Origin of the sequence: Nocardia sp. NPDC059236 (assembly GCF_042754085.1) — a bacterium.
Lineage (GTDB): Bacteria > Actinomycetota > Actinomycetes > Mycobacteriales > Mycobacteriaceae > Nocardia.
Genome location: NZ_JBHZAF010000012.1, coordinates 93490 through 117739, shown reverse-complemented (window position 1 = coordinate 117739; position 24250 = coordinate 93490). Strand labels below are relative to the sequence as shown.

The 24250-nt window shown below is 68.8% G+C and carries 23 protein-coding genes; 7 read left to right on the top strand and 16 right to left on the bottom strand.

What is annotated here, in order from left to right:
* Positions 1 to 58 precede the first annotated feature (58 nt).
* Both ACFXIV_RS29035 and ACFXIV_RS29030 read left to right on the top strand, forming a co-directional pair.
* On the top strand, positions 59 to 430 hold the full coding sequence (locus tag ACFXIV_RS29035) for a nuclear transport factor 2 family protein (RefSeq protein WP_379398914.1): 372 nt from the start codon (positions 59 to 61) through the stop codon (positions 428 to 430).
* A 73-nt stretch (positions 431 to 503) separates the two neighbouring features.
* A complete protein-coding gene (locus ACFXIV_RS29030; protein WP_379398915.1) occupies positions 504 to 1028 on the top strand; it encodes a hypothetical protein in 525 nt (174 codons plus the stop codon).
* A 423-nt stretch (positions 1029 to 1451) separates the two neighbouring features.
* Here ACFXIV_RS29030 and clpX read toward each other — a convergent pair whose 3' ends face one another.
* The 6 genes from clpX to ACFXIV_RS29000 all read right to left on the bottom strand — a co-directional run bounded on the left by clpX (position 1452) and on the right by ACFXIV_RS29000 (position 8095).
* Positions 1452 to 2732: an ATP-dependent Clp protease ATP-binding subunit ClpX gene (gene clpX / locus ACFXIV_RS29025; protein WP_379398916.1), complete on the bottom strand. Its 1281-nt coding sequence runs from the start codon at positions 2730 to 2732 to the stop codon at positions 1452 to 1454.
* A 328-nt stretch (positions 2733 to 3060) separates the two neighbouring features.
* On the bottom strand, positions 3061 to 3735 hold the full coding sequence (locus tag ACFXIV_RS29020; protein ID WP_354834779.1) for an ATP-dependent Clp protease proteolytic subunit: 675 nt from the start codon (positions 3733 to 3735) through the stop codon (positions 3061 to 3063).
* A gap of 37 nt (positions 3736 to 3772) precedes the next feature.
* Entirely contained in the window at positions 3773 to 4363 is a 591-nt protein-coding gene (locus ACFXIV_RS29015) for an ATP-dependent Clp protease proteolytic subunit (protein ID WP_379382556.1), read from the bottom strand.
* A 231-nt stretch (positions 4364 to 4594) separates the two neighbouring features.
* Complete coding sequence (gene tig / locus ACFXIV_RS29010) at positions 4595 to 5998, bottom strand: trigger factor (protein ID WP_379398917.1); 1404 nt, start codon at positions 5996 to 5998, stop codon at positions 4595 to 4597.
* A gap of 162 nt (positions 5999 to 6160) precedes the next feature.
* The gene (locus tag ACFXIV_RS29005; protein ID WP_379382560.1) at positions 6161 to 6730 is read right to left on the bottom strand and encodes an FKBP-type peptidyl-prolyl cis-trans isomerase; all 570 of its coding nucleotides are present in this window, start codon (positions 6728 to 6730) and stop codon (positions 6161 to 6163) included.
* Between the two features lie 126 nt (positions 6731 to 6856).
* Complete coding sequence (locus ACFXIV_RS29000; protein WP_379398918.1) at positions 6857 to 8095, bottom strand: hypothetical protein; 1239 nt, start codon at positions 8093 to 8095, stop codon at positions 6857 to 6859.
* Between the two features lie 254 nt (positions 8096 to 8349).
* Here ACFXIV_RS29000 and ACFXIV_RS28995 point away from each other — a divergent pair, with 254 nt between their 5' ends.
* Positions 8350 to 9966, top strand: a complete 1617-nt coding sequence (locus ACFXIV_RS28995) for a 3' terminal RNA ribose 2'-O-methyltransferase Hen1 (RefSeq protein ID WP_379398919.1) — start codon at positions 8350 to 8352, stop codon at positions 9964 to 9966.
* A complete protein-coding gene (locus ACFXIV_RS28990) occupies positions 9966 to 12545 on the top strand; it encodes a polynucleotide kinase-phosphatase (RefSeq protein ID WP_379398920.1) in 2580 nt (859 codons plus the stop codon). The genes ACFXIV_RS28995 and ACFXIV_RS28990 overlap by 1 nt, the downstream gene beginning before the upstream one ends.
* Positions 12546 to 12566: 21 nt before the next feature.
* On the opposite strand, the gene ACFXIV_RS28985 is transcribed toward ACFXIV_RS28990, so the two are convergent.
* From ACFXIV_RS28985 to ACFXIV_RS28960, 6 genes are all read right to left on the bottom strand, one after another.
* A complete protein-coding gene (locus tag ACFXIV_RS28985) occupies positions 12567 to 13241 on the bottom strand; it encodes a response regulator (protein ID WP_379382568.1) in 675 nt (224 codons plus the stop codon).
* A complete protein-coding gene (locus tag ACFXIV_RS28980; protein WP_379399030.1) occupies positions 13238 to 14410 on the bottom strand; it encodes a sensor histidine kinase in 1173 nt (390 codons plus the stop codon). Before ACFXIV_RS28980 ends, ACFXIV_RS28985 begins: the two co-directional genes overlap by 4 nt.
* 19 nt (positions 14411 to 14429) lie before the next feature.
* Positions 14430 to 15626 (bottom strand): NAD(P)/FAD-dependent oxidoreductase, encoded by a 1197-nt coding sequence (locus tag ACFXIV_RS28975; RefSeq protein WP_379398921.1) that lies wholly within the window; start codon positions 15624 to 15626, stop codon positions 14430 to 14432.
* A complete protein-coding gene (locus tag ACFXIV_RS28970; protein WP_379398922.1) occupies positions 15626 to 15820 on the bottom strand; it encodes a ferredoxin in 195 nt (64 codons plus the stop codon). Before ACFXIV_RS28970 ends, ACFXIV_RS28975 begins: the two co-directional genes overlap by 1 nt.
* Before the next feature lie 15 nt (positions 15821 to 15835).
* On the bottom strand, positions 15836 to 17026 hold the full coding sequence (locus ACFXIV_RS28965; protein WP_379398923.1) for a cytochrome P450: 1191 nt from the start codon (positions 17024 to 17026) through the stop codon (positions 15836 to 15838).
* Between the two features lie 123 nt (positions 17027 to 17149).
* On the bottom strand, positions 17150 to 17629 hold the full coding sequence (locus ACFXIV_RS28960) for an NUDIX domain-containing protein (protein WP_379398924.1): 480 nt from the start codon (positions 17627 to 17629) through the stop codon (positions 17150 to 17152).
* Between the two features lie 211 nt (positions 17630 to 17840).
* Here ACFXIV_RS28960 and ACFXIV_RS28955 point away from each other — a divergent pair, with 211 nt between their 5' ends.
* Positions 17841 to 18584 carry a hypothetical protein gene (locus ACFXIV_RS28955; protein ID WP_379398925.1) on the top strand — a complete coding sequence of 248 codons (744 nt, stop codon included), beginning with the start codon at positions 17841 to 17843 and terminating at the stop codon, positions 18582 to 18584.
* A 27-nt stretch (positions 18585 to 18611) separates the two neighbouring features.
* On the opposite strand, the gene ACFXIV_RS28950 is transcribed toward ACFXIV_RS28955, so the two are convergent.
* Positions 18612 to 19823, bottom strand: a complete 1212-nt coding sequence (locus ACFXIV_RS28950; RefSeq protein WP_379398926.1) for a GAF domain-containing protein — start codon at positions 19821 to 19823, stop codon at positions 18612 to 18614.
* A 333-nt stretch (positions 19824 to 20156) separates the two neighbouring features.
* On the opposite strand from ACFXIV_RS28950, the gene ACFXIV_RS28945 reads away from it, so the two are divergent.
* Complete coding sequence (locus ACFXIV_RS28945; RefSeq protein WP_379398927.1) at positions 20157 to 20636, top strand: hypothetical protein; 480 nt, start codon at positions 20157 to 20159, stop codon at positions 20634 to 20636.
* Position 20637: 1 nt separating this feature from the next.
* Here the strand turns inward: ACFXIV_RS28945 and ACFXIV_RS28940 are convergent, their stop codons facing one another.
* From ACFXIV_RS28940 to ACFXIV_RS28930, 3 genes are all read right to left on the bottom strand, one after another.
* Positions 20638 to 21657 (bottom strand): zinc-dependent alcohol dehydrogenase family protein, encoded by a 1020-nt coding sequence (locus tag ACFXIV_RS28940; RefSeq protein WP_379398928.1) that lies wholly within the window; start codon positions 21655 to 21657, stop codon positions 20638 to 20640.
* 217 nt (positions 21658 to 21874) lie between these two features.
* A complete protein-coding gene (locus tag ACFXIV_RS28935; RefSeq protein WP_379421348.1) occupies positions 21875 to 22075 on the bottom strand; it encodes a hypothetical protein in 201 nt (66 codons plus the stop codon).
* A 548-nt stretch (positions 22076 to 22623) separates the two neighbouring features.
* Complete coding sequence (locus ACFXIV_RS28930; RefSeq protein ID WP_354834734.1) at positions 22624 to 23217, bottom strand: TetR/AcrR family transcriptional regulator; 594 nt, start codon at positions 23215 to 23217, stop codon at positions 22624 to 22626.
* Between the two features lie 114 nt (positions 23218 to 23331).
* Between ACFXIV_RS28930 and ACFXIV_RS28925 the strand changes: the two genes are divergently transcribed.
* Positions 23332 to 24234, top strand: coding sequence for an alpha/beta fold hydrolase (locus tag ACFXIV_RS28925; protein ID WP_379398930.1), 903 nt, complete (start codon positions 23332 to 23334; stop codon positions 24232 to 24234).
* Positions 24235 to 24250: the final 16 nt, after the last annotated feature.

Sequence of the window (24250 nt, the reverse complement as noted above, 5' to 3'; positions counted from 1 at the left end):
CGTTCCGGCTGTTACTCTCCGCAATAGAACACGTTTCAATTCTTGATGGGAGTCATCCATGGCAGCGCAGCCCCGCGATGTGGTCGAGCAGTACGTGAAGCTGGTGGCCACCGGGCCCACGTCGGCGATCGTGGACCTGTACGCCGAGGACGCGGTGATCGAGGATCCGATCGGGACGCCGGAGCGCCGCGGCCACGAAGCCATCGGCGAGATGTACAAGGCCCTGGAGAACCTCGACCGCGAGACCGAACTGCACACCGTCAAGGTGGCGGGCAACAAGGTGGCGGCGTCCTTCACCCTCGTCACCGTGGCCAACGGGCACCGCATGACCCTCTCGCCCATCGATGTGATGGAGCTGAACGACGAGGGCAAGATCATCAGCATGAAGGCCTACTGGGGTCCGGACGACATGAAGATGGAGCAGATCTGACCCACGGGGTTGTCCCCTCCCGCTCCCCGAATTACGGTGGCAGCACAGTGATTCGGCGAGGGCGGGAGGGCCTGTGCGGATCTCGTTGCGCGGCACCGGTGACGGGGTGCGGGTCAGCATGCGGCTGGAGATCAACCGGCGGCGCTGGATCGCCCTGCTCATCATGCTCGGCGTGCTCACCGCCACGGGGGTGATCACCGGCCTGTGGGCCGTCGTGGCGCCCGAATCGTTCTACACCAGCTTCCCCGGATTCGGCCTGCACTGGGTGCGCGCCGACGGCCCGTACAACCATCACCTGGCCAGTGACGTGGGCGCCTTCTTCCTGGCCCTGGGCGCCATCTCCGGCGCCGCGCTCTACTACCGCGACAGCGTCATCGCCCGAGTCACCGGGCTGGCGTGGCTGGTCTTCGGCGTGCCGCACTTCATCTACCACGCCTTCCACCGCCCGGCGACACTGAGCGGACTCAACTTCACCCTCGAACTGCTGGCGGCCCTGGCCATGCCCGCCCTCGGCCTGGCCATTCTGCTCGTCGCCCCGCGCGAGCGTTTCCCGGTCCCCGAGCCCGCCCCCTTCACCTTCAAATTCCCCCGCCGCTGACCCCGCCCGCCGCGAAATTCCCTTCCCCCGATGCCGATGAAATCAGCGACGTCACCCCGTCGTAACAGGTGACCCAGCCACACCGATTTCTGAAGTAACGGAGTAAAGGTTCAACGGCGAACCACGGGGGATCAACGGCGATCCTCGCGACGGGCGCGATCGGCTCCACCGACCGTCACCGACTCCCTGGCTTTCCGGTAACGGACAGCCCACAGGAGAACGCACATGGGACTGTCGGTCACCCAGTTCGTCACCCTCGGCAGGGTCTATCAAGCACTCGGTGCCACAAGGTTGTCCGCGCGTCTACCTTCCACGCTGATCAGCTCGAGCAGGTAACTCCTGCGCGGCCGCGTGGCGAGAGAACGAAACCGGCTCCGCGAGAGGGATTCTCGCGGAGCCGGTTTCTTTGCTTGTGGAAGGGCCTTACGCCGACTTCTCGCGGCGCTCCGGGGTCTGGCGCTTGCGCGGGACGATGGTCGGGAGGACGTTGTCGTTCACCGTGTCGGCAGTGACGACCACCTTGGCGACATCGTCGCGGCTGGGGATGTCGTACATGACCGGGAGGAGTACCTCCTCCATGATGGCGCGCAGGCCGCGGGCGCCGGTGCCGCGCAGGATCGCCTGATCCGCAACGGCTTCCAGGGCGTCCTGGGTGAACTCCAGGTCCACGCCATCCATTTCGAACAGGCGCACGTACTGCTTCACCAGGGCGTTCTTCGGCTCGGCCAGGATGCGGACCAGGGATTCCTTGTCCAGGTTGGTGACCGAGGCGACGACGGGGAGGCGGCCGATGAACTCGGGGATCAGACCGAACTTGATCAGGTCCTCGGGCATCACGTCGGCGAAGTGGTCGGCGGTGTCGATCTCGGCCTTGGACCGGACCTCCGCGCCGAAACCGATGCCGCGCTTGCCGACTCGATCCTGGACGATCTTCTCCAGACCGGCGAACGCGCCCGCCACGATGAACAGCACATTGGTGGTGTCGATCTGGATGAACTCCTGGTGCGGGTGCTTGCGGCCGCCCTGCGGCGGCACCGACGCCTGCGTGCCCTCCAGGATCTTCAGCAGCGCCTGCTGCACGCCCTCACCGGACACGTCACGGGTGATGGACGGATTCTCCGACTTGCGGGCGATCTTGTCGACCTCGTCGATGTAGATGATGCCGGTCTCGGCGCGCTTCACGTCGTAGTCGGCGGCCTGGATCAGCTTCAGCAGGATGTTCTCGACATCCTCACCGACATAACCGGCCTCGGTGAGCGCGGTGGCGTCCGCGATGGCGAACGGCACGTTCAGCATCTTGGCCAGCGTCTGCGCCAGGTAGGTCTTGCCACAGCCCGTCGGGCCGAGCATGAGGATGTTGGACTTGGCCAGCTCGACCGGTTCACCCCGGGAGTCGCGGCCCTTGTCGCCGGCCTGAATCCGCTTGTAGTGGTTGTAGACCGCCACTGCGAGGGTTCGCTTCGCGGCGTCCTGCCCGATCACGTACTGCTCCAGGAAATCCCGGATTTCCGCGGGTTTGGGCAATTCGTCGAGCTTGACCTCGCTGGATTCGGCGAGCTCTTCCTCGATGATCTCATTGCAGAGGTCGATGCACTCGTCGCAGATGTACACCCCCGGTCCCGCAATGAGCTTCTTGACCTGCTTCTGGCTCTTTCCGCAGAACGAGCACTTCAACAGATCGCCGCCATCACCGATGCGCGCCATCTCCTGGGTCCCTACTTCCTTGTCCGCGTGCAACCGTCTGTCCCCGGCTGCCGGCGAGCTGCCTTCTTCGAGCGTAAGCCGTGACCCCTGAGTTTGCGGATCCGGCAATTCGGCTGTGTGTATCCACAGTGCCCATTACGAGCACCTGTGTTGGATGCAGAGGCAGAGCCGACAACCACGAGCAAAGGTCCCTAGAGTGACCGTACCCGCTTCGGCTGACCGAGGTCGACAACTTGGGCACGTTTCTCGTCGGACATGTGCGTGGGCTCACCCCTGCCGGGGTGGCGGGGACGCCCTGGGACACACAGAACCCCGCCACCCGCCCAGCTCACTTCTGGGCGCTGAGCTTGCGGTACTGGAAAACCTGGTCGACGATCCCGTACTCCTGCGCCTCGTCGGCGGTCAGGATCTTGTCCCGGTCGGTGTCCTTGCGGATGGTGTCCGCGTCCTTGCCGGTGTGGCGCGCCAGGGTGGTCTCCATGAGGCGACGCATGCGCTCGATCTCGGCGGCCTGGATCTCGAGGTCGGAGACCTGGCCCTGGATGCCGCCCGAGGTGGACGGCTGGTGGATCAGGACGCGGGCGTTGGGCAGCGCGGCACGCTTGCCGGGGGCACCGGCGGCGAGCAGCACGGCCGCGGCCGAGGCGGCCTGGCCCAGGCAGACGGTGGCGACGTCGGCGCGCACGTACTGCATGGTGTCGTAGATGGCCATCAGCGCGGTGAAGGAACCACCGGGCGAGTTGATGTACATGGTGATGTCGCGGTCCGGATCCATCGACTCGAGCACCAGCAGCTGGGCCATGATGTCGTTGGCCGACACATCGTCAACCTGGTTGCCCAGGAAGATGATCCGCTCCTCGAAGAGCTTGTTGTACGGGTCCGAGACCTTCTGGCCGAAGCTGGTCTGCTCGGTGAACTGCGGCAGGATGTAGCGCGACTGAGGCAGGTTGCCGGCGGCGGCGAAGGTGATGCCCGCGGCCCGCGGATCGATCATGTTGGACATACGCGTCACTCCAAAGTCTGTGTAATGGGCTGCGGAACTATTTGCTGCTGCTGCCGTTCGTCTGGCTCGCGTGGGTGACCACGTGGTCGATGAACCCGTAGTCGAGCGCCTCGGCGGCGGTGAACCAGCGGTCGCGGTCGGCGTCGGCGGTCACCTGCTCGATGGACTTGCCGGTGTGCTGAGCCTGCAGCTCGTTGAGTTCGCGCTTGGTGTAGGCGAACTGCTCGGCCTGGATGGCGATGTCAGCGGCCGAACCACCCAGTCCAGCGGAGGGCTGGTGCATCATGATCCGCGCGTGCGGCAGCGCGTAGCGCTTGCCCTTGGTGCCGGCGGCGAGCAGGAACTGCCCCATGGAGGCGGCCAGGCCCATACCGACCGTGCGGATGTCGCATTCGGCGAACTGCATGGTGTCGTAGATGGCCATGCCCGCGGTCACCGAACCGCCCGGGGAGTTGATGTAGAGCGAGATGTCCTTGGTCGGATCCTCGGCCGACAGCAGAAGAATCTGCGCGCACAGCTTGTTGGCGATGTCGTCGTCGACCTGAGTTCCCAGGAAGATGATGCGCTCGCGCAGCAGGCGCTCGTACACCGAATCACTGAGGTTCAGACCAGCAGTCGCGGATGTCATGCGCACCCCTGCCTGATGATTTGTCACGGATACCTGCCCTCTCTCAATGGCTCGGTTAACAAGCCCCTACTGATTCGCTGACACAAACCCTAACGAAGCAGGGCGGCACCGAACTCCCGGTACCGCCCTGCTTCGCTCACAGCGCAAACTTACGTCAACACCTCACGTTCCCGCGTTCGGGGTTCTCGGGGTGTCACCCGAGACCCCGGACACCGGGGCGCCGGCATTTGTTTACTCGGCCTCGGCCTCGGCGGCCTCGGTCGCGTCGGCGACGGTGGCGAGCTCCTCGGCGGAAACCTCCTCGGCCTCCTCGGCCGGGTTGCCGAACATCTCGGCGGTGTCCACGACGTTGCCGGCGGTGTCGGTGACGACGGCCTGGACCACGACACCGGCGAGGGCCTTGCCGCGGCGCACGTCGGCGAAGACCGCGCCCAGCTGACCGGCCTGCTGGATCTGCTGGATGAACTGATCCGGCGACATGCCGTAGCGCTGCGCCTGGAAGATGATCCGCTCGTACAGCTCGTCCTGGCCGACCTGGGTGTTCTCGGCCTCGGCGACAGCGTCCAGCAGCAGCTGGGTCTTGACCGACTTCTCGGCGGCTTCCTTGGTGTCCTTCTTGAACTCCTCGAGGGAGGAGCCCTGGGCCTCGAGGGCCTCGGCCAGCTTGGCCTCGTCGTGGTCGAAGCCGTGGACGGCGTCGTGCTCGACGGCGTCGACCTCGGCCTTGACGACACCCTCGGGCAGCGGGATCTCGACGGTCTCGAGCAGCTGCTCGAGCACCTTGTCGCGGATCTCGCCGGCCTGCTGGACCTTCTTGACGCGCTCGACGCGGGTCTTCAGGTCTTCCTTCAGCTCGTCGATGGTGTCGAATTCGCTTGCCAGCTGGGCGAACTCGTCGTCGGCCTCGGGCAGCTCGCGCTCCTTGACCGACTGCACGGTCACGGTGATGACGGATTCCTTGCCGGCGTGCTCACCGGCGACCAGCGTGGAGGTGAAGTCCTTGGACTCGCCCTCCTTCAGGCCGATCAGGGCCTCGTCCAGGCCCTCGATGAGCTGGCCGGAGCCGACCTCGTGGGACAGGCCGGTGGTGGAGGCCTCCTCGACGGTCTCGCCGTCGACGGTGGCGGACAGGTCGATGGAGACGAAGTCGCCGTTCTCGATGGCGCGCTCGACCGACTTCAGGGTGCCGAAGCGCTGACGCAGCGACTGCAGCTGCTCGTCGATGTCCTCGTCGGTGATCTCGATCGGGTCGACCGAGACGGCGATGGAGGAGAACTCCGGCAGGGTGATCTCCGGGCGGATGTCGACCTCGGCGGTGAAGGCCAGCTCCTCGCCGTCCTCGATCTTGGTGATCTCGATTTCCGGCTGGCCGATGACCTTGGCCTCGGTGGCGATGACAGCCTCGCTGTAGCGCTTGGGCAGCACATCGTTGACGACCTGCTCCAGCACGGCGCCGCGGCCGATACGGGCCTCGAGAAGCTTGGCCGGCGCCTTGCCCGGACGGAAGCCCGGGATCCGGACCTGCTGCGCGAGAGCCTTGTAGGCGCGGTCGAAGTCCGGCTTCAGCTCCTCGAAGGGCACCTCGACATTGATGCGGACCCGAGTCGGGCTCAGCTGCTCGACGGTGCTCTTCACGGACATGCTCCTTGTTCGTAGTTCATGGTTGACGTCTAGGTTCCCCCCGAACGCATCCCGACCAGGTTAGTTGACGGCCCCTCGGGCCGTGTAACCGGTCGCTGCACGGGGCATCGCGACGCCGGTCGGTCGACCGGTCGCCCTGGTACCCGGGGTTCGGGTCTAGCTACCGACCTTGACGGCGTCGGTGACGAAGACCAGCGTCTCGTACGGTTTCATGCCGTGGCCGCCCGCGCCGTAGCCGAGGTCCGGCGGGACGATGAGCAGCCGGCGGGCGCCCTGCTGGACGCCGACCAGGCCCTGGTCCCAGCCCTTGATGACCTCGCCAGCGCCCAGCGGCAGCTCGAAGGGCTCACCGCGGGTGAAGGACGAGTCGAGGACCTTCTTGTCGGACCAGGTGACCAGCGTGTAGTTCATGGTCAGCTGATCCCCGGCCTTGGCGGCCGGGCCGCTGCCCGCGACCAGATCCTTGACGATGAGCTGCTTGGGCGGGTCGCAGTCGTCCGGGATGGTGATCTTGGGAGCCTGCCCGAAGCCGCCGTCGACCTTGATGTCGTCGGCCGTGCACTCGCGGCCCTTGCTCTGGGTCGTGGTGGCGACGGCCGCGCTGGGCGTGGCCTTGGCAGTGGTGGTCGACGCCGCCTTGTTGTCACTGCTGCTGCCGCACCCCGCGGCCAGCACCGTGGCGGCCGCGACCGCACCGATCACACCGACCTTGCCCACCAAGCGCATTCCCGCTCCTGTCCGTCAGTCCGGATTGCCGCACGGATTGCGACGCCGCGCCGAACCTACACGCCGGGATCGTTCTTCGCCGGGGAGGACGCGGCCGAGCGGATGCCGAATCGGCGATCCGCGGGCTCAGCGATCGGCGACCAGCAGCGCGTACTGTGCCACGGCCATGCGGTGGACGAGTTGCTCGGTCAGGGCCGAGACCTGCGCCAAGTAGCGGCCGTCCAGGACGAGGCAGGTGTATTCGCTCTCGCGCGCTGCGGGATTCGAGCCGGGACCCCGCAGGCAGACCGCGTCCGGGACGCCGGCCGGCGGGGTCGTGACGGACCCGCCGGCACTGGGCTCGGACAGTCGGTTCAGCGCGTGCCGGGCGGCCACGGCGTCGGGGAAGCGCAGCAGCCGGGCCGAATCCGTGACGGCGATGCTCTCGACCGGGATGCGCGGGTCCGCGCCGGACCTGTCGACCCACAGCTCGGCGAGGACGGGGCCGTAGACGATGCCGCGTGCGCTGCGGTGTCCGCCCCAACCGGCGATGGGTTGCTGCACGTCGTGAAAGAGCTCGGGATAGGGCCATTTCCCGGGGTCGGCGGGCAGCAGGCGGCTCAGCATGCCGCCGGGATCCAGTGGGAGCGCTGACAGTTCCTCGGCCGGTGTCGGCGTGAAGGCGTCCAGCTTCGGCAGTTCGGCGTCGAAGGTGGCCTCGGCCAGCTGCTTCAGGGCCGCCAGATCCGTGGCCGGATGGGTGACGAACAGCGTCACCACGAACGGGCCGTGGGCGAGGGTGACCGCCATCGTCGGCACGAAGGTGCGCCAATGACCATGTGTCGCAAAGTATTCGGAGAATGGGACGACGACATTGTCGTGGTTGACGTCGAAGTCGCGCCCATCTATCTCGCGGGCCGCGTCGATGGCCGCCATATTGTCCCGCATGCGCAGGACGGTGAGCCGCACCGAACGGGCCGTGCCGATCTCCGGGATGCCGGTCGGATCGTCGGTGCCGCCGATGCTGAATCCGGCCAGCATGCCGTGTGCGGCCAGGGTGGCGCGGGTGGCGTCGGCGAGGATTCCGACGGCGTCCTCCGGGGTGGGTACCGGGATGGCCGCGGTCTGTGCGAGGGTCGGATCGACGGCGCTCGGCGCGATGACGGCGTCCGCCATCCGCACCGATTCCATCAGCCGCCCATAGGCTTCCCCGGCCACCGCCGGCGCGACGAGCGGCCGCCCGCTGTAGCCGCCGAGATCCAGTGCCCCCACCTGCGGCGTCGCCGCCCGTGGTGCCCCGGCGATCGCGCAGGCACTGACCAGTGCCGCGACCGCCACGAGCGATCCGGCGTGGACACGCCGACGGGTCGAATCGAATCGGTGCATGCCGCCACCGCCTGTCGCACAGCTCCCCGCCCGGGTCCCAGCTCTCCGATCACGGTGAGCCCGAATGGTGTTTCGTCCCGGCCCCTCGGATCGCCGACGAAAACCTCCCCCGGACACCTGTTTTCGAGTGTGAGCGCGATCGCGCTCCCCAGCAAGCCCCCTACACTGAGGGGTCCGCCCCCGTCGCGACTATCGGCGCAGGTCGAGACGGAAATGTATTTGCGGGCGCTCTCGGCCTACGGGAGCATCTCAGGATGCTGTTGACGATTTCTTGTACGCGACCCGAGGGCGCCGCCTGGCCGGCCTCCGATCTGGGGTACCTGCTGCACAAGAATCCTTCGCGCATACAGACTTTCGAGCAGTCCTACGGCATCGCGCACGTGCTCTACCCGGAGGCGGGCGACGACCGGTGCACGGCCGCGCTGCTGCTGGAGATCGATCCGGTCCGGCTGGTGCGGGGAAAGTCCAAGGGCACCCCCGAATTCAGCCTGGGGCAGTATGTGAACGATCGCCCGTACGCGGCGTCTTCGCTGGTGTCCGTGGCCATTTCGACGGTGTTCGGCACCGCCTTGCACGGCCGCTGCAAGCAGCGTCCCGAGCTGGCCGAGACCGCGCTCCCGCTGCGCATCGAGCTCCCGGCCGTCCCCTGCAAGGGCGGGGCCGAGTACGCCGAGCGGGTCTTCGCGCCCCTGGGCTGGACCGTCGTGGCCACTCCCCTCCCCCTGGACCCGGCCTTCCCGGACTGGGGCGATTCCCATTACCTGCGGCTCGAACTCACCGGAACGCAGCGCCTGTCCGACGCGCTGTCGCACCTCTATGTCCTGCTGCCCGTCCTCGACGGCAGCAAGCACTACTGGCTCGACTCCGCCGAAATCGACAAACTCCTCCGCTTCGGCGAGGGCTGGCTCACCACCCACCCCGAACGCGAGTGGATCACCCGCCGCTACCTCACCCGCCGCCACATCCTGGTCCGCGCCGCCCTCGCCCGCCTCGCCGAGCTGGACGACGCCGACCCGGAGGAACTCGGCGCGATCGAGCACGATACCGACGACGAGGGGGCCGGTATCGAGACCACGCCGCCCGCGCCCGACCTCGGCGGCGAAGTCTCCTCGGCCGCAACGGAGCTGATATCAGCGCAGGCAACCGACCTCGGCCTGGCCTCCGGTGGGACCGGTGATCCGGTTCCGGCGACCGATCCGCGGGCGGAGGCTTCCTGTTCCGCGGAGGCCGGCGAACGCGGCCCATCGCTGGCGGTATTGCGGCGGGCGGCCGTGCATCGGGCGCTGCTGTCGGCCGGGGCGAGCCGGGTGCTCGATCTCGGGTGCGGGCAGGGGGCGTTGCTGCTGGAGCTGGTGGCGGACCGGGCGTTCACGGAGATCGTCGGGATCGACGTGTCGATGCGCGAGTTGAAGATCGCGGCGCGGCGGCTGCGGCGGGTGCCGGAGTGGCAGTCGCGGCGGGTGACGCTGCGGCAGGGGGCGCTGACGTATACCGACGCCGCTTTGCGGGGTTATGACGCGGCGGTGCTCATGGAGGTGATCGAGCATGTGGACGCGCCGCGGTTGCAGGCGCTGGAGCACGCGGTGTTCGGGGCTGCCGCTCCGGGCGCCGTGGTCGTGACGACGCCGAACAGCGAGTACAACGTACGCTACGACGGGCTCGACGCGGGCGCGTTCCGGCATTCGGATCACCGATTCGAGTGGAGCCGGGCAGAATTCGCGGACTGGGCGGACCGGGTCGGTGGGACGTACGGGTATGCCGTGCGGTTCGAGCCGATCGGGCCCGAGGATGCGGAAGTGGGGGCGTCGACGCAGATGGCTGTGTTCACCAAACAGGACGGGAAGAACGGCGATGAGAAAGGAGTCGCGTGATGGCAGAGCTGTCGGTTCCGGTGCTGTCGCTGGTCGTGTTGGTCGGCAGCAGCGGCTCCGGGAAATCCACGTTCGCGCACAAGCACTTCCGGTCGACGGCGGTGCTGTCATCGGACGCCTACCGGGGGCTGGTGAGCGATGACGAGGCCGATCAGTCGGTGACGGCCGAGGCGTTCGAGCTGCTGCACCACGTGGCGGGCGTGCGCCTGCGGCGCGGGCTGCGCACCGTCATCGACGCCACCAATGTGCAGCCCAAGGCGCGGCAGGCGCTGGTGGAGCTGGCGCGGGCGCACGATGTCCTGCCGGTGGCGATCGTGCTGGACGTGCCGGAGGCGGTGTGCGTGCAGCGCAATGCGCTGCGGGTGGATCGCGCGGATCTGGGGCCGCACGTGGTGGGGCGCCACCAGCGCGATCTGCGGCGTTCGCTGAAGTTCCTGGAGCGCGAGGGTTTCCGCAAGGTGCACGTGCTGAGGGGCGTCGAGGAGATCGAGGCCGCCACCATCGCGGACGAGCGCCTGTGGAACGACAAGACCGATCTCACCGGGCCTTTCGATGTGATCGGTGACGTGCACGGCTGCCGGAGCGAGCTGGAGACGCTGCTGGGCGAACTCGGCTATGTCATCGCCCGGGACACGGAGGGACGGGCGGTCGACGCGCGGCACCCCGAGGGTCGCACCGCGGTGTTCGTCGGCGACCTGGTCGATCGCGGGCCGGATACGCCCGGCGTGCTGCGGCTGGTGATGGGCATGGCAGGATCGGGAAACGCCCTGTGCGTCACCGGAAACCACGAGTTCAAGCTGGTGCGCGCGCTCGACGGCCGCCGCGTCACGGTGGCGCACGGCCTGGCCGAGTCGCTCGCGCAGCTGGAGGCCGAGGACGCCGAATTCCGCAAGACCGCACAGGAATTCATGCGCGGCCTGGTGAGCCACTATGTGCTCGACGGCGGCAAGCTGGTGGTCGCGCATGCCGGTCTGAAGGAGCAGTACCAGGGCCGTACCTCGGGCCGGGTACGCGAGTTCGCCATGTACGGCGAATCCACCGGCGAGACAGACGAATACGGGCTGCCGGTGCGGTACCCGTGGGCCAACGACTACCGCGGCCAGGCGCTGGTGCTCTACGGCCACACGCCGATGACCGAACTGGTGTGGGTGAACAACACCCTGTGCCTGGATACCGGCGCGGTGTTCGGCGGCCGTCTGACCGCGCTGCGCTACCCGGAGCGGGAGCCGGTGTCGGTGCCGGCCGAACAGGTCTGGTTCGAGCCGGTGCGCCCGCTCGCGGCGGCCACCTTCGCCACCGGGGAGGCGGTGGTGCAGCGGGATCCGGGCGTGCTCGACCTGGACGACGTGCTGGGCCGGCGGGTGGTGGAGACCCGCCATCTCGGCCGGGTCACCGTGCAGGAGAACGCCGCGAGCGCCGCGCTCGAGGTGATGAGCCGCTTCGCCGTGGACCCGCGCTGGCTGGTGTACCTGCCGCCGACCATGTCGCCGTGCGCCACCTCCACCCTGGACGGCTATCTCGAGCACCCGGCCCAGGCCTTCGAGTACTACCGCTCCGAGGGCGTGGACACCGTGGTGTGCGAAGAGAAACACATGGGTTCGCGTGCGGTCGTGGTGGTTTCGCGGTCGGCCGAGGCGGCGCGGGACCGGTTCGGCGTCGAGGACGGCAGCACCGGCGCGGTGTACACCCGCACCGGCCGCCCGTTCTTCGACGATCCGGCGCGCACCGAATCGCTGCTGGCCCGGGTGCGGGCGGCGGCCGAAACCGCCGGGCTGTTCGAGGAACTGGGCACCGACTGGCTGCTGCTGGACACCGAGCTGCTGCCGTGGTCGGCCAAGGCGCTGGGGCTGCTGCGCAACCAGTACGCCGCGGTCGGCGCGGCAGCCCGGGCCTCGCTCGGCCGGGCCGGCGAGGTGCTGGCGGCCGCGGTCGAACGAGGTTTGGACGCAGGCGATCTCGCCGCGCGGACCGGAGCTCGCCGGGCCGACGCCGACGCCTTCACCGCCGCCTACGGCCGCTACTGCTGGCCCACCGACGGCCTCGACGGCGTGCGCCTGGCCCCGTTCCAGTTGCTGGCCGCCTCCGGCGCGAATTACGCAGGGCGCGAGCACAACTGGCACCTGGAGCGCATCGACCGCCTGGTCGCCGCGGACCCGGAGTTCTTCACCCCGACCGGCCGCCGCCCGGTCGACCTCGCCTCTCCGGAGGCCGAGGCTGCCGCGACGGCGTGGTGGACCGAGCTCACCGCGGCCGGCGGCGAGGGCATGGTGGTGAAGCCGCTCGGCTCGCTGGTGTCCGGCACCGGCACCCGCAGCGGGCGGCCGGTGCAGCCGGGCGTGAAATGCCGTGGCCCGGAATACCTCCGGATCATCTACGGCCCGGAGTACCTGCGCCCCGACCAGCTGCACCGCCTCCGCTCCCGCGGCCTCGGCGGCAAGCGCTCCATGGCGCTGCGCGAGTACGCCCTGGGCCTGGAGGCCCTGGACCGCTTCGTGGCCCGGGAGCCGCTGTGGCGCGTCCACGAGGCGGTATTCGCGATCCTGGCCCTGGAGACCGAGCCGGTCGACCCTCGGCTGTAGCCGACTGGAAGACTGCCCGGTTCAGCTCGGAGTGTCGGGGCGCACCAGGCCGGTGCGGTAGGCGATGACGACGAGCTGGGCCCGGTCGCGCGCATCGAGTTTGGCCATGGCGCGATTGACGTGGGTCTTGGCGGTGAGGGCGGTGATGAACAGTCGTTCGGCGATCTCGTCGTTGGACAGGCCCAGCGCGACCAGCGTGACCACCTCGCGTTCGCGCGGGGTGAGTGCCGCCAGTGCGGGCGGCGGCTCCCAGCGCACCGGGTCCGGCTGGGCCAGGAAGCGGCCGATCAGCGCCTTGGTCGCGGTGGGCGACAGCAGGGCGTCGCCGGCGACGACCGTGCGGATCGCGGCGAGCAGTTCGTCGGCGTTCATCCCCTTGCCGAGGAATCCGCTCGCCCCGGCGTGCAGGGCCTCGACGACGTGCTCCTCGTACTCGAACGTGGTGAGCACCAGCACCTTCACGCCGGCGAGGTCCTCGTCCGCACTGATCAGCCGGGTCGCGGCCAGGCCGTCCAGCTCGGGCATGCGAATGTCCATGAGCACGACGTCGGCCCGGTGGGTGCGGGCGAGTTCGACCGCTTCGCGGCCGGTGGCGGCCTCGCCGACCACCCGCATGTCCTCGGTGGAGTCGATGAGCATGCGGAAGGTGTCGCGCAGGAGCGCCTGGTCGTCGGCCAGCACTACCCGAATCGTCATGACCCGCCCTTTCGGCCGTTGCGATGCGGCAGTTGGGCGTCCACCCGGAAACCACCGTGCGGGCCCGGGCCCGCATCGAGCGTGCCGCCCACGGCCTTCACGCGTTCCCGCATGCCGATCATCCCGTAGCCGGTGCCGGTCTCCGCGTGCCGGCGGCCGTCGTCCTCGACGGTGATCCGCACCCGGTCGGGTCGATAGTCCAGCCGCACCCGCGCGGTCCGCACCCCGGCGTGCTTGCGGGTATTGGTCAACGCCTCCTGAATGATTCGGTAGGCGGTGAGGTCGGTCAGCGAGGACAGCTCGAACGGATCCCCGGAACGCTCGACGGTGACGTCCAGCCCGGCGTGCCGGAAGGACTCCACCAGCTCGGTCAGCTCCCCGAGGCCGGGTGAGGGGGCGCGCGGATGCCCCGAATCGTCCTCCGCGCGCAGCACTCCGACGGTCGCGCGGAGGTCGTCGAGGGCGGTCCGGCTGGTGTCGCGAATGCGTTCCAGCGCCTCGTAGGCGTGGTCCGGATCGGTGCGCATCAGATGGTGCGCGACAGTGGCCTGCGCGTTCACCAGCGTGATGTGGTGGGCGACCACGTCGTGCAGCTCCCGGGCGATCCGCAGGCGTTCCTCGGCGACCCGGCGGGCGGCCTCCGCCTCCCGGTCACGTTCGGCGGTTTCGGCCCGTTCGAGGGCCGCCGCCAGCAGCTTCCGATGGCTGCGCACCGCATCACCCGCGGCGACACCGAGCAGGGTCCAGGCGATCTGGGACAGCGCCTGGGGCAGATCCGCCGGACTCGGCTGTGAAATGAGGATGGCGGCGACCAGCGGCACCGCGGCACACACGCCGGCCAGCCAGGCGGTGCGCCGATCCATCCGGTTCGCCACCGTGAACAGCGCAACCGCGGTAGCCGCGGGCGGCGGAGTGGAGTACGGAATCACCAGGTAGCGAGTGACTTCCACGAGCACGGTGGCGGCGACCACCGGGATCGGCCACCGGCTGCGGACCAGCAGCGGCACACAGGTGAGCGCGAGCCCGCTGACCGCCCGGTCCATCGGGCTGTGCCGCAGATACGCCATGCTCGCGGCCACGGGGGTGGCGACCAGGAAGCATCCGATCGCGACCGCGAGGTCGGCCGCCCACGGCCGGACTCGCAGCCAGCACCGCAGCCGGGCGATCATCCGCACGTCGTCAAGGTACCTACCCGCCGCACGCATCGGCGTGACCCGGCGCGGTGACGCGGCCACGGTATTCCCGCAGGGTGCGGGCGCTGTTCCAGCCCACCGCCCCGACGACCCGGTCGCCGATGCGGTAGAGCGCGACGAACTTGCGCTCGCGGGGGTCTCCCGCGACGATCTCGGTCCGGGCGCCGGCGGGACACCAGCCGTGGATCTGGATCTTGCTGTCGTAGTGGTCGGTCCAGCCGAAAGGTGTTGGCGCATAGGGTGTTTCCCGCACCGGTTCGGCGAGCAGATTGCAAGCCGCGGCCATGGCCTGCTCGCCCGCGTTGGTGCGCTGCTCGAACCGGACCCGCGCGCCGAGGCCCGGATGCGGCCAGTTGGCGACATCACCGGCGGCGTACACGCCCGGCGCGGCCCGGCAGTATTCGTCGCAGAGCACCCCGTCGCCGACCGGAACACCGGATCCGGCCAGCCAGTCGACAGCGGGCACCGAGCCGATGGCGACCACCACGACATCGGCCGCCAGCCGGGTCCCGTCGTCGAGCACCACGGCGGTGACCCGGCCGTCCGCGCCCTCGATATCGGAAACCTTGCGGCCCATCCGCATTCGCACGCCGTGGTCGCGATGCGTAGCAGCCACCAGGTCCGCGACCTCGGCACCGAACTGGCGGATCAGCGGCGCGGGCTCGGCGTCCACGAGGGTGACGTCCACCCCGAGTTCCCGTGCGGACGCGGCGATCTCGCTGCCGAGAAAGCCCGCGCCGAGCACCACCACCCGCGGCCCCGCCGCCAGTTCCGCGCGCAGGGCGAGGGCGTCGTCGAGGGTCCGCAGCACGTGCATTCCGGCCAGGTCGTGCCCGAAGGGCAGGCGCCGGGGGCGCAGGCCGGTCGCGATGATCAGGCCGTCGTAGCGCACCCGGTCGCCGCCGGCGAGGGTGACGGTGCGCGCATCGGTGTCCAGACCTGTTGCGCGGCAACCCGATCGCAGTTCCAGATCGAGCCGCTCGAGCGCCGCATCGTCGCGGAGCTCGATCTCCGGCGGCTGCCGGTCACCGGTGAGCAGCTGTTTCGACAGCGGCGGCCGATCATAGGGCGCGTGGGTCTCCTCACCGATCAGGGTGAGCGTGCCGGTGAAGCCCTCGCGCCGCAGGGCCTCGGCCGCGCTCAGACCGGCGGCCGAAGCGCCCACCACCACAAGGTGATCGGGGCCGGGCACTACTGCTCCACCCGGATGGCCAGGGCCGGGCAGCGCGCGGCGGCATCGAGCACCTGCGGCAGCAGCTCCTCGGCCGGGCGGGGATCGAGCAGCAGGACAACGCCGTCCTCGTCGCGCTGATCGAACACCTCCGGTGCGGCCACCACGCACTGACCGCCACCACAGCATCTGTTCTCGTCGATGTGGATCTTCATGGAATATCCCCGCTCCTACCAGGCCACCGGCAGCTCGTGGACGCCGTAGACGACCATCTCGTCGCGCATCGGAACCGCCTCCAGCGGCACCGCGAGCCGCAGCTCCGGGAAGCGTTCGAACAGGGCGGTCAGCGCGATGCGCAGCTCCAGCCGGGCCAGCTGCTGGCCGATGCACTGATGGATACCGAAGCCGAACGCCACGTGCGGCCGATGGGGGCGCAGCAGGTCCAGGCTTTCCGGATCGTCGGGGAACAGCTCCGGGTCGCGGTTGGCCGCGGGCAGGTGCGCGACCACCGTGCCGCCCGCCGGGATCAGCTGACCGCCCACCTCGACATCCTCCAGAGCCGTTCGGCGGATACCGAATTGGATGACACTCAGGAAGCGCAGCAGCTCCTCCACCACGGCGTCGGCATGCTCGGGCTCGGCGCGCAGCAGGGCCAGCTGGGCGGGGTCGCGCAGCAGGCACAGGGTGCTCAGGGCGATCATGTTGGCCGTGGTCTCGTGCCCGGCGACCAGCAACAGCACGCCGATGCCCGCCAGCTCCTCATCGGTGAGGTCCCCGTCCCGGACCAGGGCGCTGAGGATGTCGTCGGCGGGCTCGGTCCGCTTCTGGACGGCGAGGCGATGGATCAGCTGGTTCAGTTCCAGCTGGGCCTGCGCCACCTCCTCGGCGGGTGCGCCGAGCCGCAGCAGCGTGGCCGAATTGTGCTGGAACTCCGCACGATCGGCGTACGGCACCCCGAGCAGCTCGCAGATGACCAGCGAGGGAATCGGCAGCGCGAAGTCCTGCACGAGGTCGACCGGACCGGTGGCCGCCGCCATGGCGTCCAGGTGATCGGCGACGATCCGCTCCACCGCCGGGGCCAGCTCACGCATGCGCCGCACGGTGAACTGGCCGGTGAGCATCTTGCGCAGGCGGCTGTGCTCCGGCGCGTCCATGAAGATGAACCAGCCCGGCGGAGGCGGCGGAATCTCTTGCGAGCCGCGGTGATTGCCGGTGACACCGCGGCGCCTCGAGCTGAAACGCGGGTCGGACAGCACGGCCCGCACGTCGGCGTATCGCGTGATCAGCCAGCCGTCGATGCCGTCCGGCAGGGTGACGTGCGCGACCGGATCCTGCTCGCGCAATTCCCGGTATTCCCCGGGCGGGCTGAACGGACAGGTCCGGACCACGGGCTGGCTCCCGGCGAGCTGTGTATGGGTCATCGACGTCCTTTCCGAACGGTGGCGATTAGCTGTTCGCAGTAACAACCACCCTGCCGCCGGGACCGGGTAGCCGTCGTCGTCCGGACGTGGACTTTCGGCATACCGCGAACGCGGTATGCCGGGCTACGCGCCGGCGAGGTGCTCGCGCAGGCGGTCGAGGTAGGGGCGCTGGCCCTTGCCGAGTTTCTCGTGGGCGGTGTCCAGGTCGAACCAGGCGACCCGGTCGATTTCGGGGAATTCGGCGATTCGCCCGGATCGTGGCGGCCATTCCATTTCGAACGTGCCCGGCACCACCTGTTCCGGATCCAGGTCGCCCTCGACAGCCCAGACCGTGACCTGCTTCTTGCTGCTTCCGCTGCCGTACTGGACGTCGCCGAGCGGAATCCATTCGCCATCGGGCACGGGCAGGCCGAGTTCTTCGCCGAATTCGCGGCGGGCGGCGTCGCGGGGCTGCTCCTCGGTGGGCTCGTACTCGCCCTTCGGGATGGACCAGGCGGCGGCGTCCTTCTTCGCCCACAACGGTCCGCCCATGTGCCCGATCAGAACTTCGAGGCCGGTGGTGCGGCGGAACAGCAGGACTCCGGCGCTGAATCTGAGGCTCATGGCAAGGAGTTTGCCGAATCGGCGCGCGGGCGCACACCGCGGGCGTTACTGTGAGCGACACTGCGGCAATCCGGACGTTAGGGATATTTTCCCGATAACGGACGAATATTTCCCGCGCGGTGTCCTGCGCCCGAAACCTGTTCGGCACCATCGAATTCCATTAAGCTCCTGGGTTCGGACGGCCCACACCCGTTGACGGATTGGATACCGCATGGAGTTCCGCAACACCTGCGCGACTGCCACTCTGGTGATCGGCGCACTCGTGACCCAGGCCACCGCACTTTCGGTGGCAACCGGCGCGGCGAACGCCGAGCCCGCGGCCCCCGGCCTGGTGTACTCGGCGAAGCTGGTGGACAAGACCGTCGTCACCACGCTCGAGGGCGGCACCTTCGAGCTGTCGCAGGCGGCCGAGGATTCCGCGCCGGCGGCCCCCGATTCGGACCCGGCGGCCAAGCCCGCCGACGTGGTGAACGTGAAGGACGCCGACGGCAAGGTGCTGCTCACGCTGCCGCTGAAATTCCATCTGGGACCCATCGATATTCCGGTCAAGTCCGAGGTGCAGAAGAACGGCACCGTGCTGGCCCTCACTCCCGACAAACCGGCCGGGGTGTCGGTGTCGCAGCCGCTGGTCGTGAAACCGGTTGCCTCGCAGGTGGAGAACGACCGCGCGCTGAGCAGCTTCACCACCCAGTTCAGCCTGGCCACCACCATCGGCACCTTCGTGGGCACCGCCATCGGCGCGACCATCGGCTGCATCGTCACCCTGGTGGCGGGCTGTCTCCCGGGCCTGACCACCGGCGCCGCGGCGGGCGGCATCATCGGCACCATCGTCCTCGGCGGCCCGACCCTCATCGCCTCGGGCATCGATCTGCTGTCCACCCTGCAGGCCGCCGACGGCACCACCAAGTGGGCGGACAAGACCACGACCCCGGCGGCTGCGCAGCCTGGTAACTGACGCACCCGGCCGGAAGCTGCCGCCGGCTCAGACCTGTGGAATCGGCACCCGCCAGACCAGCGTGGTGCCGTACCCGTCCAGACCCGGCCCGAGTTCGAGCGCGCCGGCGAGATCGGTGGCGCGTTCGGCGATCTTGCGCAGCCCGCCCCGCCGGGGCGCGTCGCCCACGCCGATACCGTTGTCCGCCACCGAGATTCGCAGTTCACCCCGGGCTGCGGTGACGTCCACGTCGATGCGGGTGGCCTCGGCGTGGCGCGCCACATTCGACAGTGACTCACGCAGTACGGCCAGCGCCTGCCGCCCGGTCTCCGGCGGCACCCGGGTGTCGAGGGGACCGTCCTGCCGCAGGCTCGGTGTGCAGCCGAGGTGGCGGGCGGCGGTGGACACCAATTCGGTGATCTCGCTGCGCAATCCACCCTGCCCACCGGTGGTCGGAGGCAGCGCGAAGAGGGTGGCGCGGATGTCCTGGATGGTGCCGTCCAGGTCGGCCGCCACGCGGGCGAGCCGCTCCCCGATCTCGGGCGCCGGGTTCATCCGGAGCGCGCCCTGCAGGGCCTGGCCCGAGGCGTGGATGCGCTGGATCACGGAGTCGTGCAGGTCGCGGGCGATGCGATCGCGCTCCGCCAGCACGGCGATCCTGGCCGAGTCATGCCGGCGGCGTACGGTGTCGCGCTGCACCTGGTCGTACATGCGCACATTGACGATCTTCACCGCCGCGATGACGGCCAGCGCCTCGATGATCCGTTCGTCCTCGTCACTGAACGCGCCGCCGCGTTTGTTCGTCAGGTACAGGTCGCCCAGGACCGTGCCGCGATAGCGCACGGGCACCCCGAGGAAGCTGCGCATGGGCGGATGCCCGTCGGGCCAGCCCTCGAAGGCGGGACTCTTGGTGAGGTCGGCCAGCCGGACCGGGTGCTCCCCGGACAGCATCGCGTCGAGCACGCCCCGGCCGTGCGGCCAGTGCCCGATCCGGCGAATCGTCTCCTCGTCCATACCGACCGGGACGAATTGCGCCAGCTGCCGTTCACCGCTCCCGTTCTCGGGTTCGAGCAAACCCAGTGCGCCGTACTGGGCACCGACCAGCCGGACCGCCGCGGTCACCAGCTGCCGCAGCACCAGATCCACATCCAGGTCCGAGACCACCGTGTACACCGCCTCGACCAGATCGTGTAGCCGTTCTCGCGAGGCCGTCAGTTCACGCAGCTCGTCCGGTACGACACCCCACAGCTCATCGGACATGTGGCACAGGCTACCCACCGGCAACCTGAGGATATTTGTCTCTCGGGCCGGGTGTCGCCGAGAAGAACTGATGAAATCAGACCTTTCGGACCGAGGAGACAAAGCCGCAGTCGCTATGAGAGCGACTGGGGCACAGGCTTATCCACGCTTCCCGCGATCGCACTGCAGCCACCCGGGGGACAGTCGTCATCACCGGGTGATGGTGGACTCGCAGGATCGGGTCGAGCAGACCTCTTCCGTGACGCTCGAACGAGTGGTGTTCTGGATGTGGGTCACCGACCCCGGTCTTCAGAACCGGAGCGGATCATTCGAGTGTCAAGGAAGGCGTGCGCCATGACCACGATCCATCTCCACAAGACGACCACCGCGACGCCTGAGCAGTTCCTGGCCGGCCTCACAGACTTCGGGCCGGGCCGGCACGAACTCTTCGGCAACAGCGCGGACAGCTACCTCGAGGTGCATCACGAAGGCCCCCATGACGCTGATGTCACGGAGGGCTCGAGCGGCATCTGGGAACGCCTGCACTACGACTGGAGCGACCCCCATCACGTGGTGATGACGACCACCGACTCCAACCTGTGGGGTGGCGCCTCGGGCCACACCTACACCATCACGCAGCTGCCCACCGGCATGACCGACGTGGACGCCGTCGTGGTCCGCGACGGCAAGAACCTCAAGGGACGGCTGCTCGCGATGGTGCTCGGACTGTTCGGCACCCGCGTCCTGGGAAAGCCGTTCGAGAAGTCCATCAAGGCCATCGAAGCTCGCAGCGGCGGCGCGAGTGGAAAGAACACGCAGACGCCAGGAAGGTGAACTACGGTTCGAACACCAGCAGCGGTTTGCCCCCGTGTGCGGGAGCTTCGGCCAGATAGACAGCTTCGCTGAACTTTTCGACGAGAATCGGCCGGCCCTCCGGCACCCGCAGCGCGCCGCTGCCGGCGAGTCGAAGTGTCCGGTCGATCGTTGCGGCCATCCGATCCTTCGGGGTCTCGGTGAACCAGCGGAAGAGCCAGAACCCCCGAACGGTCTTGGTTTCGTAGATCAGCGAGCGCGCGAGGACGGGGATGGTGAGTTTGTCGGGATCGGTTTGGCGGTGCGTGGACAGCGCACCGAAGACGACCAGCTCACCGTGCGGTGCCAGCGCGCGCGACACGTCCGCACCCACCTGACCACTGACACAGTCGATCGCCTTGGACACCCCGTCGTGGCCCGCTATGTCGGCCACCCGTTCGCGCAGGTCCTCGTCCTCCGTGCAGATCACCGCGGTGCCGCCCAACGCGAGGATGTCCTCGACCGCGGATCGGCGGCGGACCACATTGAGGGTCTTGAAGCCGATGTGCACGCCGAGCTGGATGACCGACTGGCCCACGGTTGAACCGGCCGCCGTCTGCAAGAGCCATTCACCCGGTCGAACATCGAGTTCATCACCGGTCAGGATCACGGCGGTGAGCGGATTGCTGAGAATCTGGGCGGCCGTGGAATCACTCATGCCGACGGGAACGGGCAAGACCCGCTCGGCATCGGCAACGACATACTCCTGCCACGTTCCCCTGACTCCGACCGTAATGACGCGTTGCCCGACGGTCAGACCGTCTGTGCCGCTACCGAGTTCGTCGATCACACCCACGGATTCGATTCCGGGCACGGTGGGGAATTCCGGCGCGAATCCGTATCTGCCGCGGACGGTATGCAGGTCGCTGGCATGAACGGGTGCAGCCGCCACCCGGATCCGGACCTCGCCGGGACCAGGCTCCGGAACGGGGCGGGTCTGCAGGTGCAGAACCTCGGACGGTTCGCCCACCGTGTCGGCGACCACAGACTGCATGGTTCTCATCTTCCTGCCCCTCCTTCGGTCGGATCCAGGTCCCACAGCGGTTCGACGTGCCTATCGTCGCCACGCCCTACGACGGCGAAGATTCGAAGCAGCGCGGCCCAATTCCAGCCCTACTGCCCTCCAATGCTGCCACCGCAGGGATTGCCGGGTCTGCCTCCCCTTGAAGCGGCGGATCGCCTACGGGAAGAGCATGAGGCTCCGATCTCGGAGTGGTGGGTCAGGGGCGGGTCCAGGATTGGGCGGTGTCGGTGAGGTTCCACCATGAGACGTAGTGGGGGTCTTCGGAATCCAGGTGCCAGGTGGAGGCGAGGGTGTCGAAGAAGGCGGTGTCGGCCGTTCTGCCGCCTCGGGGTTCGCCCAGGTAGATGAGGTGGGTGCCGCCGGCGGTCGTGAAGTCGGCGAGAGCCGTGGAGGCCATGTGATTGCCCCAGCCGGGGGGCCAGCACAGGAGCAGGGTGTGGTGTTCGCGGCCGGCGGTTGGGCGGCCCAATAGCCGCGGCCGGCACCGATTTCGGTCAGTGGGCGGCCGGCGCAGAGGGTGGTGATCCAGGCGATGGTTTCCGGGGCGGGGATGGCGTAGGCGTAGGCGGATTGCAGGATCGTCTGAGCGAAGCCGAGTCTGGTGCTGCCGGTGGCGCGGCCGCCGTCGACCACGCGGCGGCCCGCGACCGTGGAGACGGACGGTCCGACTATGTCCCAGTACGGGTTTGCCGAGCTGTCGCCGGTCAGGTGGTGGACCAGTCGGAGGTCGAAGGCCGCGTCGGCGCGTTCGTCGCCGGTGCCGGGCAGGCGGGAGGCGGTGTCGAGATAGTCTGCGACCCTGGGGAATTCGGTGCGCAGCCGCGGCTCGTCGCCGAGCAGGGCGACCAGTTCGGCTCGGCGTTGCGGGGTGAGCGCCAGGTCCGTCATCCCATCGATTCTGGGGCCGCAGGCTCGGATCCCGGGGCGTGTCGCGCGATTCGGCGTCTAGACCCGTAGACCGTTGATCAAGGCCAGCACCGCGGGTTCGGTTTGCGCGCGGGCGGTTTCGGGATCGTCGGCATTGGCGATGAACATGGCGGCCTCGCCGAGGGCGGAGAGGATCATCAGGGCCAGGGGACGGACGTCGAGGTCGGCGCGCAGGATGCCGGCCTGGATACCGGATTCGAGGCCCGCGACGACCAGGCCCAGGCCGTACTTCTCGTCGACCGCGCGCCACTCCTGCCAGCCGAGCACCGACGGCGCGTCGATGAGGGTGATGCGGACGCGTTCGGGGTCGACGCAGGAGAGCAGGAAGTTGTGCAGCCCGGCTTCGAGAACGGCCATGGTGTCCGTCGGCGGGGCCTCGGCCATGGTCTCGGCGACCTGCTGGAGGATCTCCTGCTGCACCTGTTCGTAGACGGCGCGGAACAGGTCCTTCTTGTCCTTGAACTGGTGATACAGCGCGCCGCGGGAGCTGCCGGCGCGCTCCACGATCTCGGGGGTGCTGACCGCCGCGTAGCCGCGCTCGGCGAAGAGCTCGCGCGCGGCGGCCATCAGATTCGCGCGGGTCGACTCGGATCGTTCGGCTTGCCTGATCATCGACACCTTTCTGGCTCGGTGCCTGGATCGTAACGCGAAACCATTGAAAACAGGCAGCCTGTTTGTTAGTTTGAAACCGTCTTCACCGTCACTGCTCCTAGAGGAGTCATCCAGATGACGCACACCATCTCCCCCGAATCCCGCGCCGCCTGGCGCGACCCCGCCCTCGGCGCCCGCCGCGAGCTCACCCTGCCGCAGGGCACGCTGACCGTCTTCGACAGCGGCAGCGGCGATCCCGTCGTCTTCGTGCACGGACTGCTGGTCAATGCCAACCTGTGGCGCCGGGTCGTTCCGGCGCTGGCCGGCGAATTCCGCTGCGTGGCAATCGATCTGCCCTTCGGTTCGCACACCACCGCCATGCCCGGCGCCGACCTGAGCGCCCCCGGCCTGGCCCAGCTGGTCATCCAGGCCATCGAGAAACTCGACCTCGGCCCGGTCACCCTGGTGGGCAACGACTCCGGCGGCGCGGTGAGCCAGCTGGTCGTGGCCGCCCGCCCGGACCTCGTCGCCCGCCTGGTGCTGACCTCCTGCGACGCCTACGAGAACTTCCCGCCGCCGTTCTTCGACTACGTCGGCCTGGCCGCCCGCACTCCGGGGGCGCTCGCCTCGCTGGCCCTGAGTCTGCGCATCCGCGCCGTTCGCCGCCTGCCCATCGCCTACGGCTGGCTGGCCCGCGGCCCGATCGACCGCGCGGTCAGCGACTCGTACGCCCTGCCGGTCGGCACCAAGGCCATCCGTGCGGACGTCCGCCGCGCCATCGGCGGCCTGGACAGCCAGTACACCCTCGCCGCCGCAAAGACTTTCGCCGATTTCAAGAAGCCGGTGCTACTGGCCTGGTCGGCGGGCGACCGCTTCTTCCCGGACCGCTACGCCGAACGCCTGGCCGCCGAATTCCCCGACGCCCGCATCGAATGGATCCACGATTCGCGCACCTTCTCCCCCGAGGATCAGCCCGAACAGCTGACCAGCGCGATCCGCGTCTTCCTGGACGCGACCCGGGCCGAGACCCGGCACTGATTCCGGTCCCGAGGCG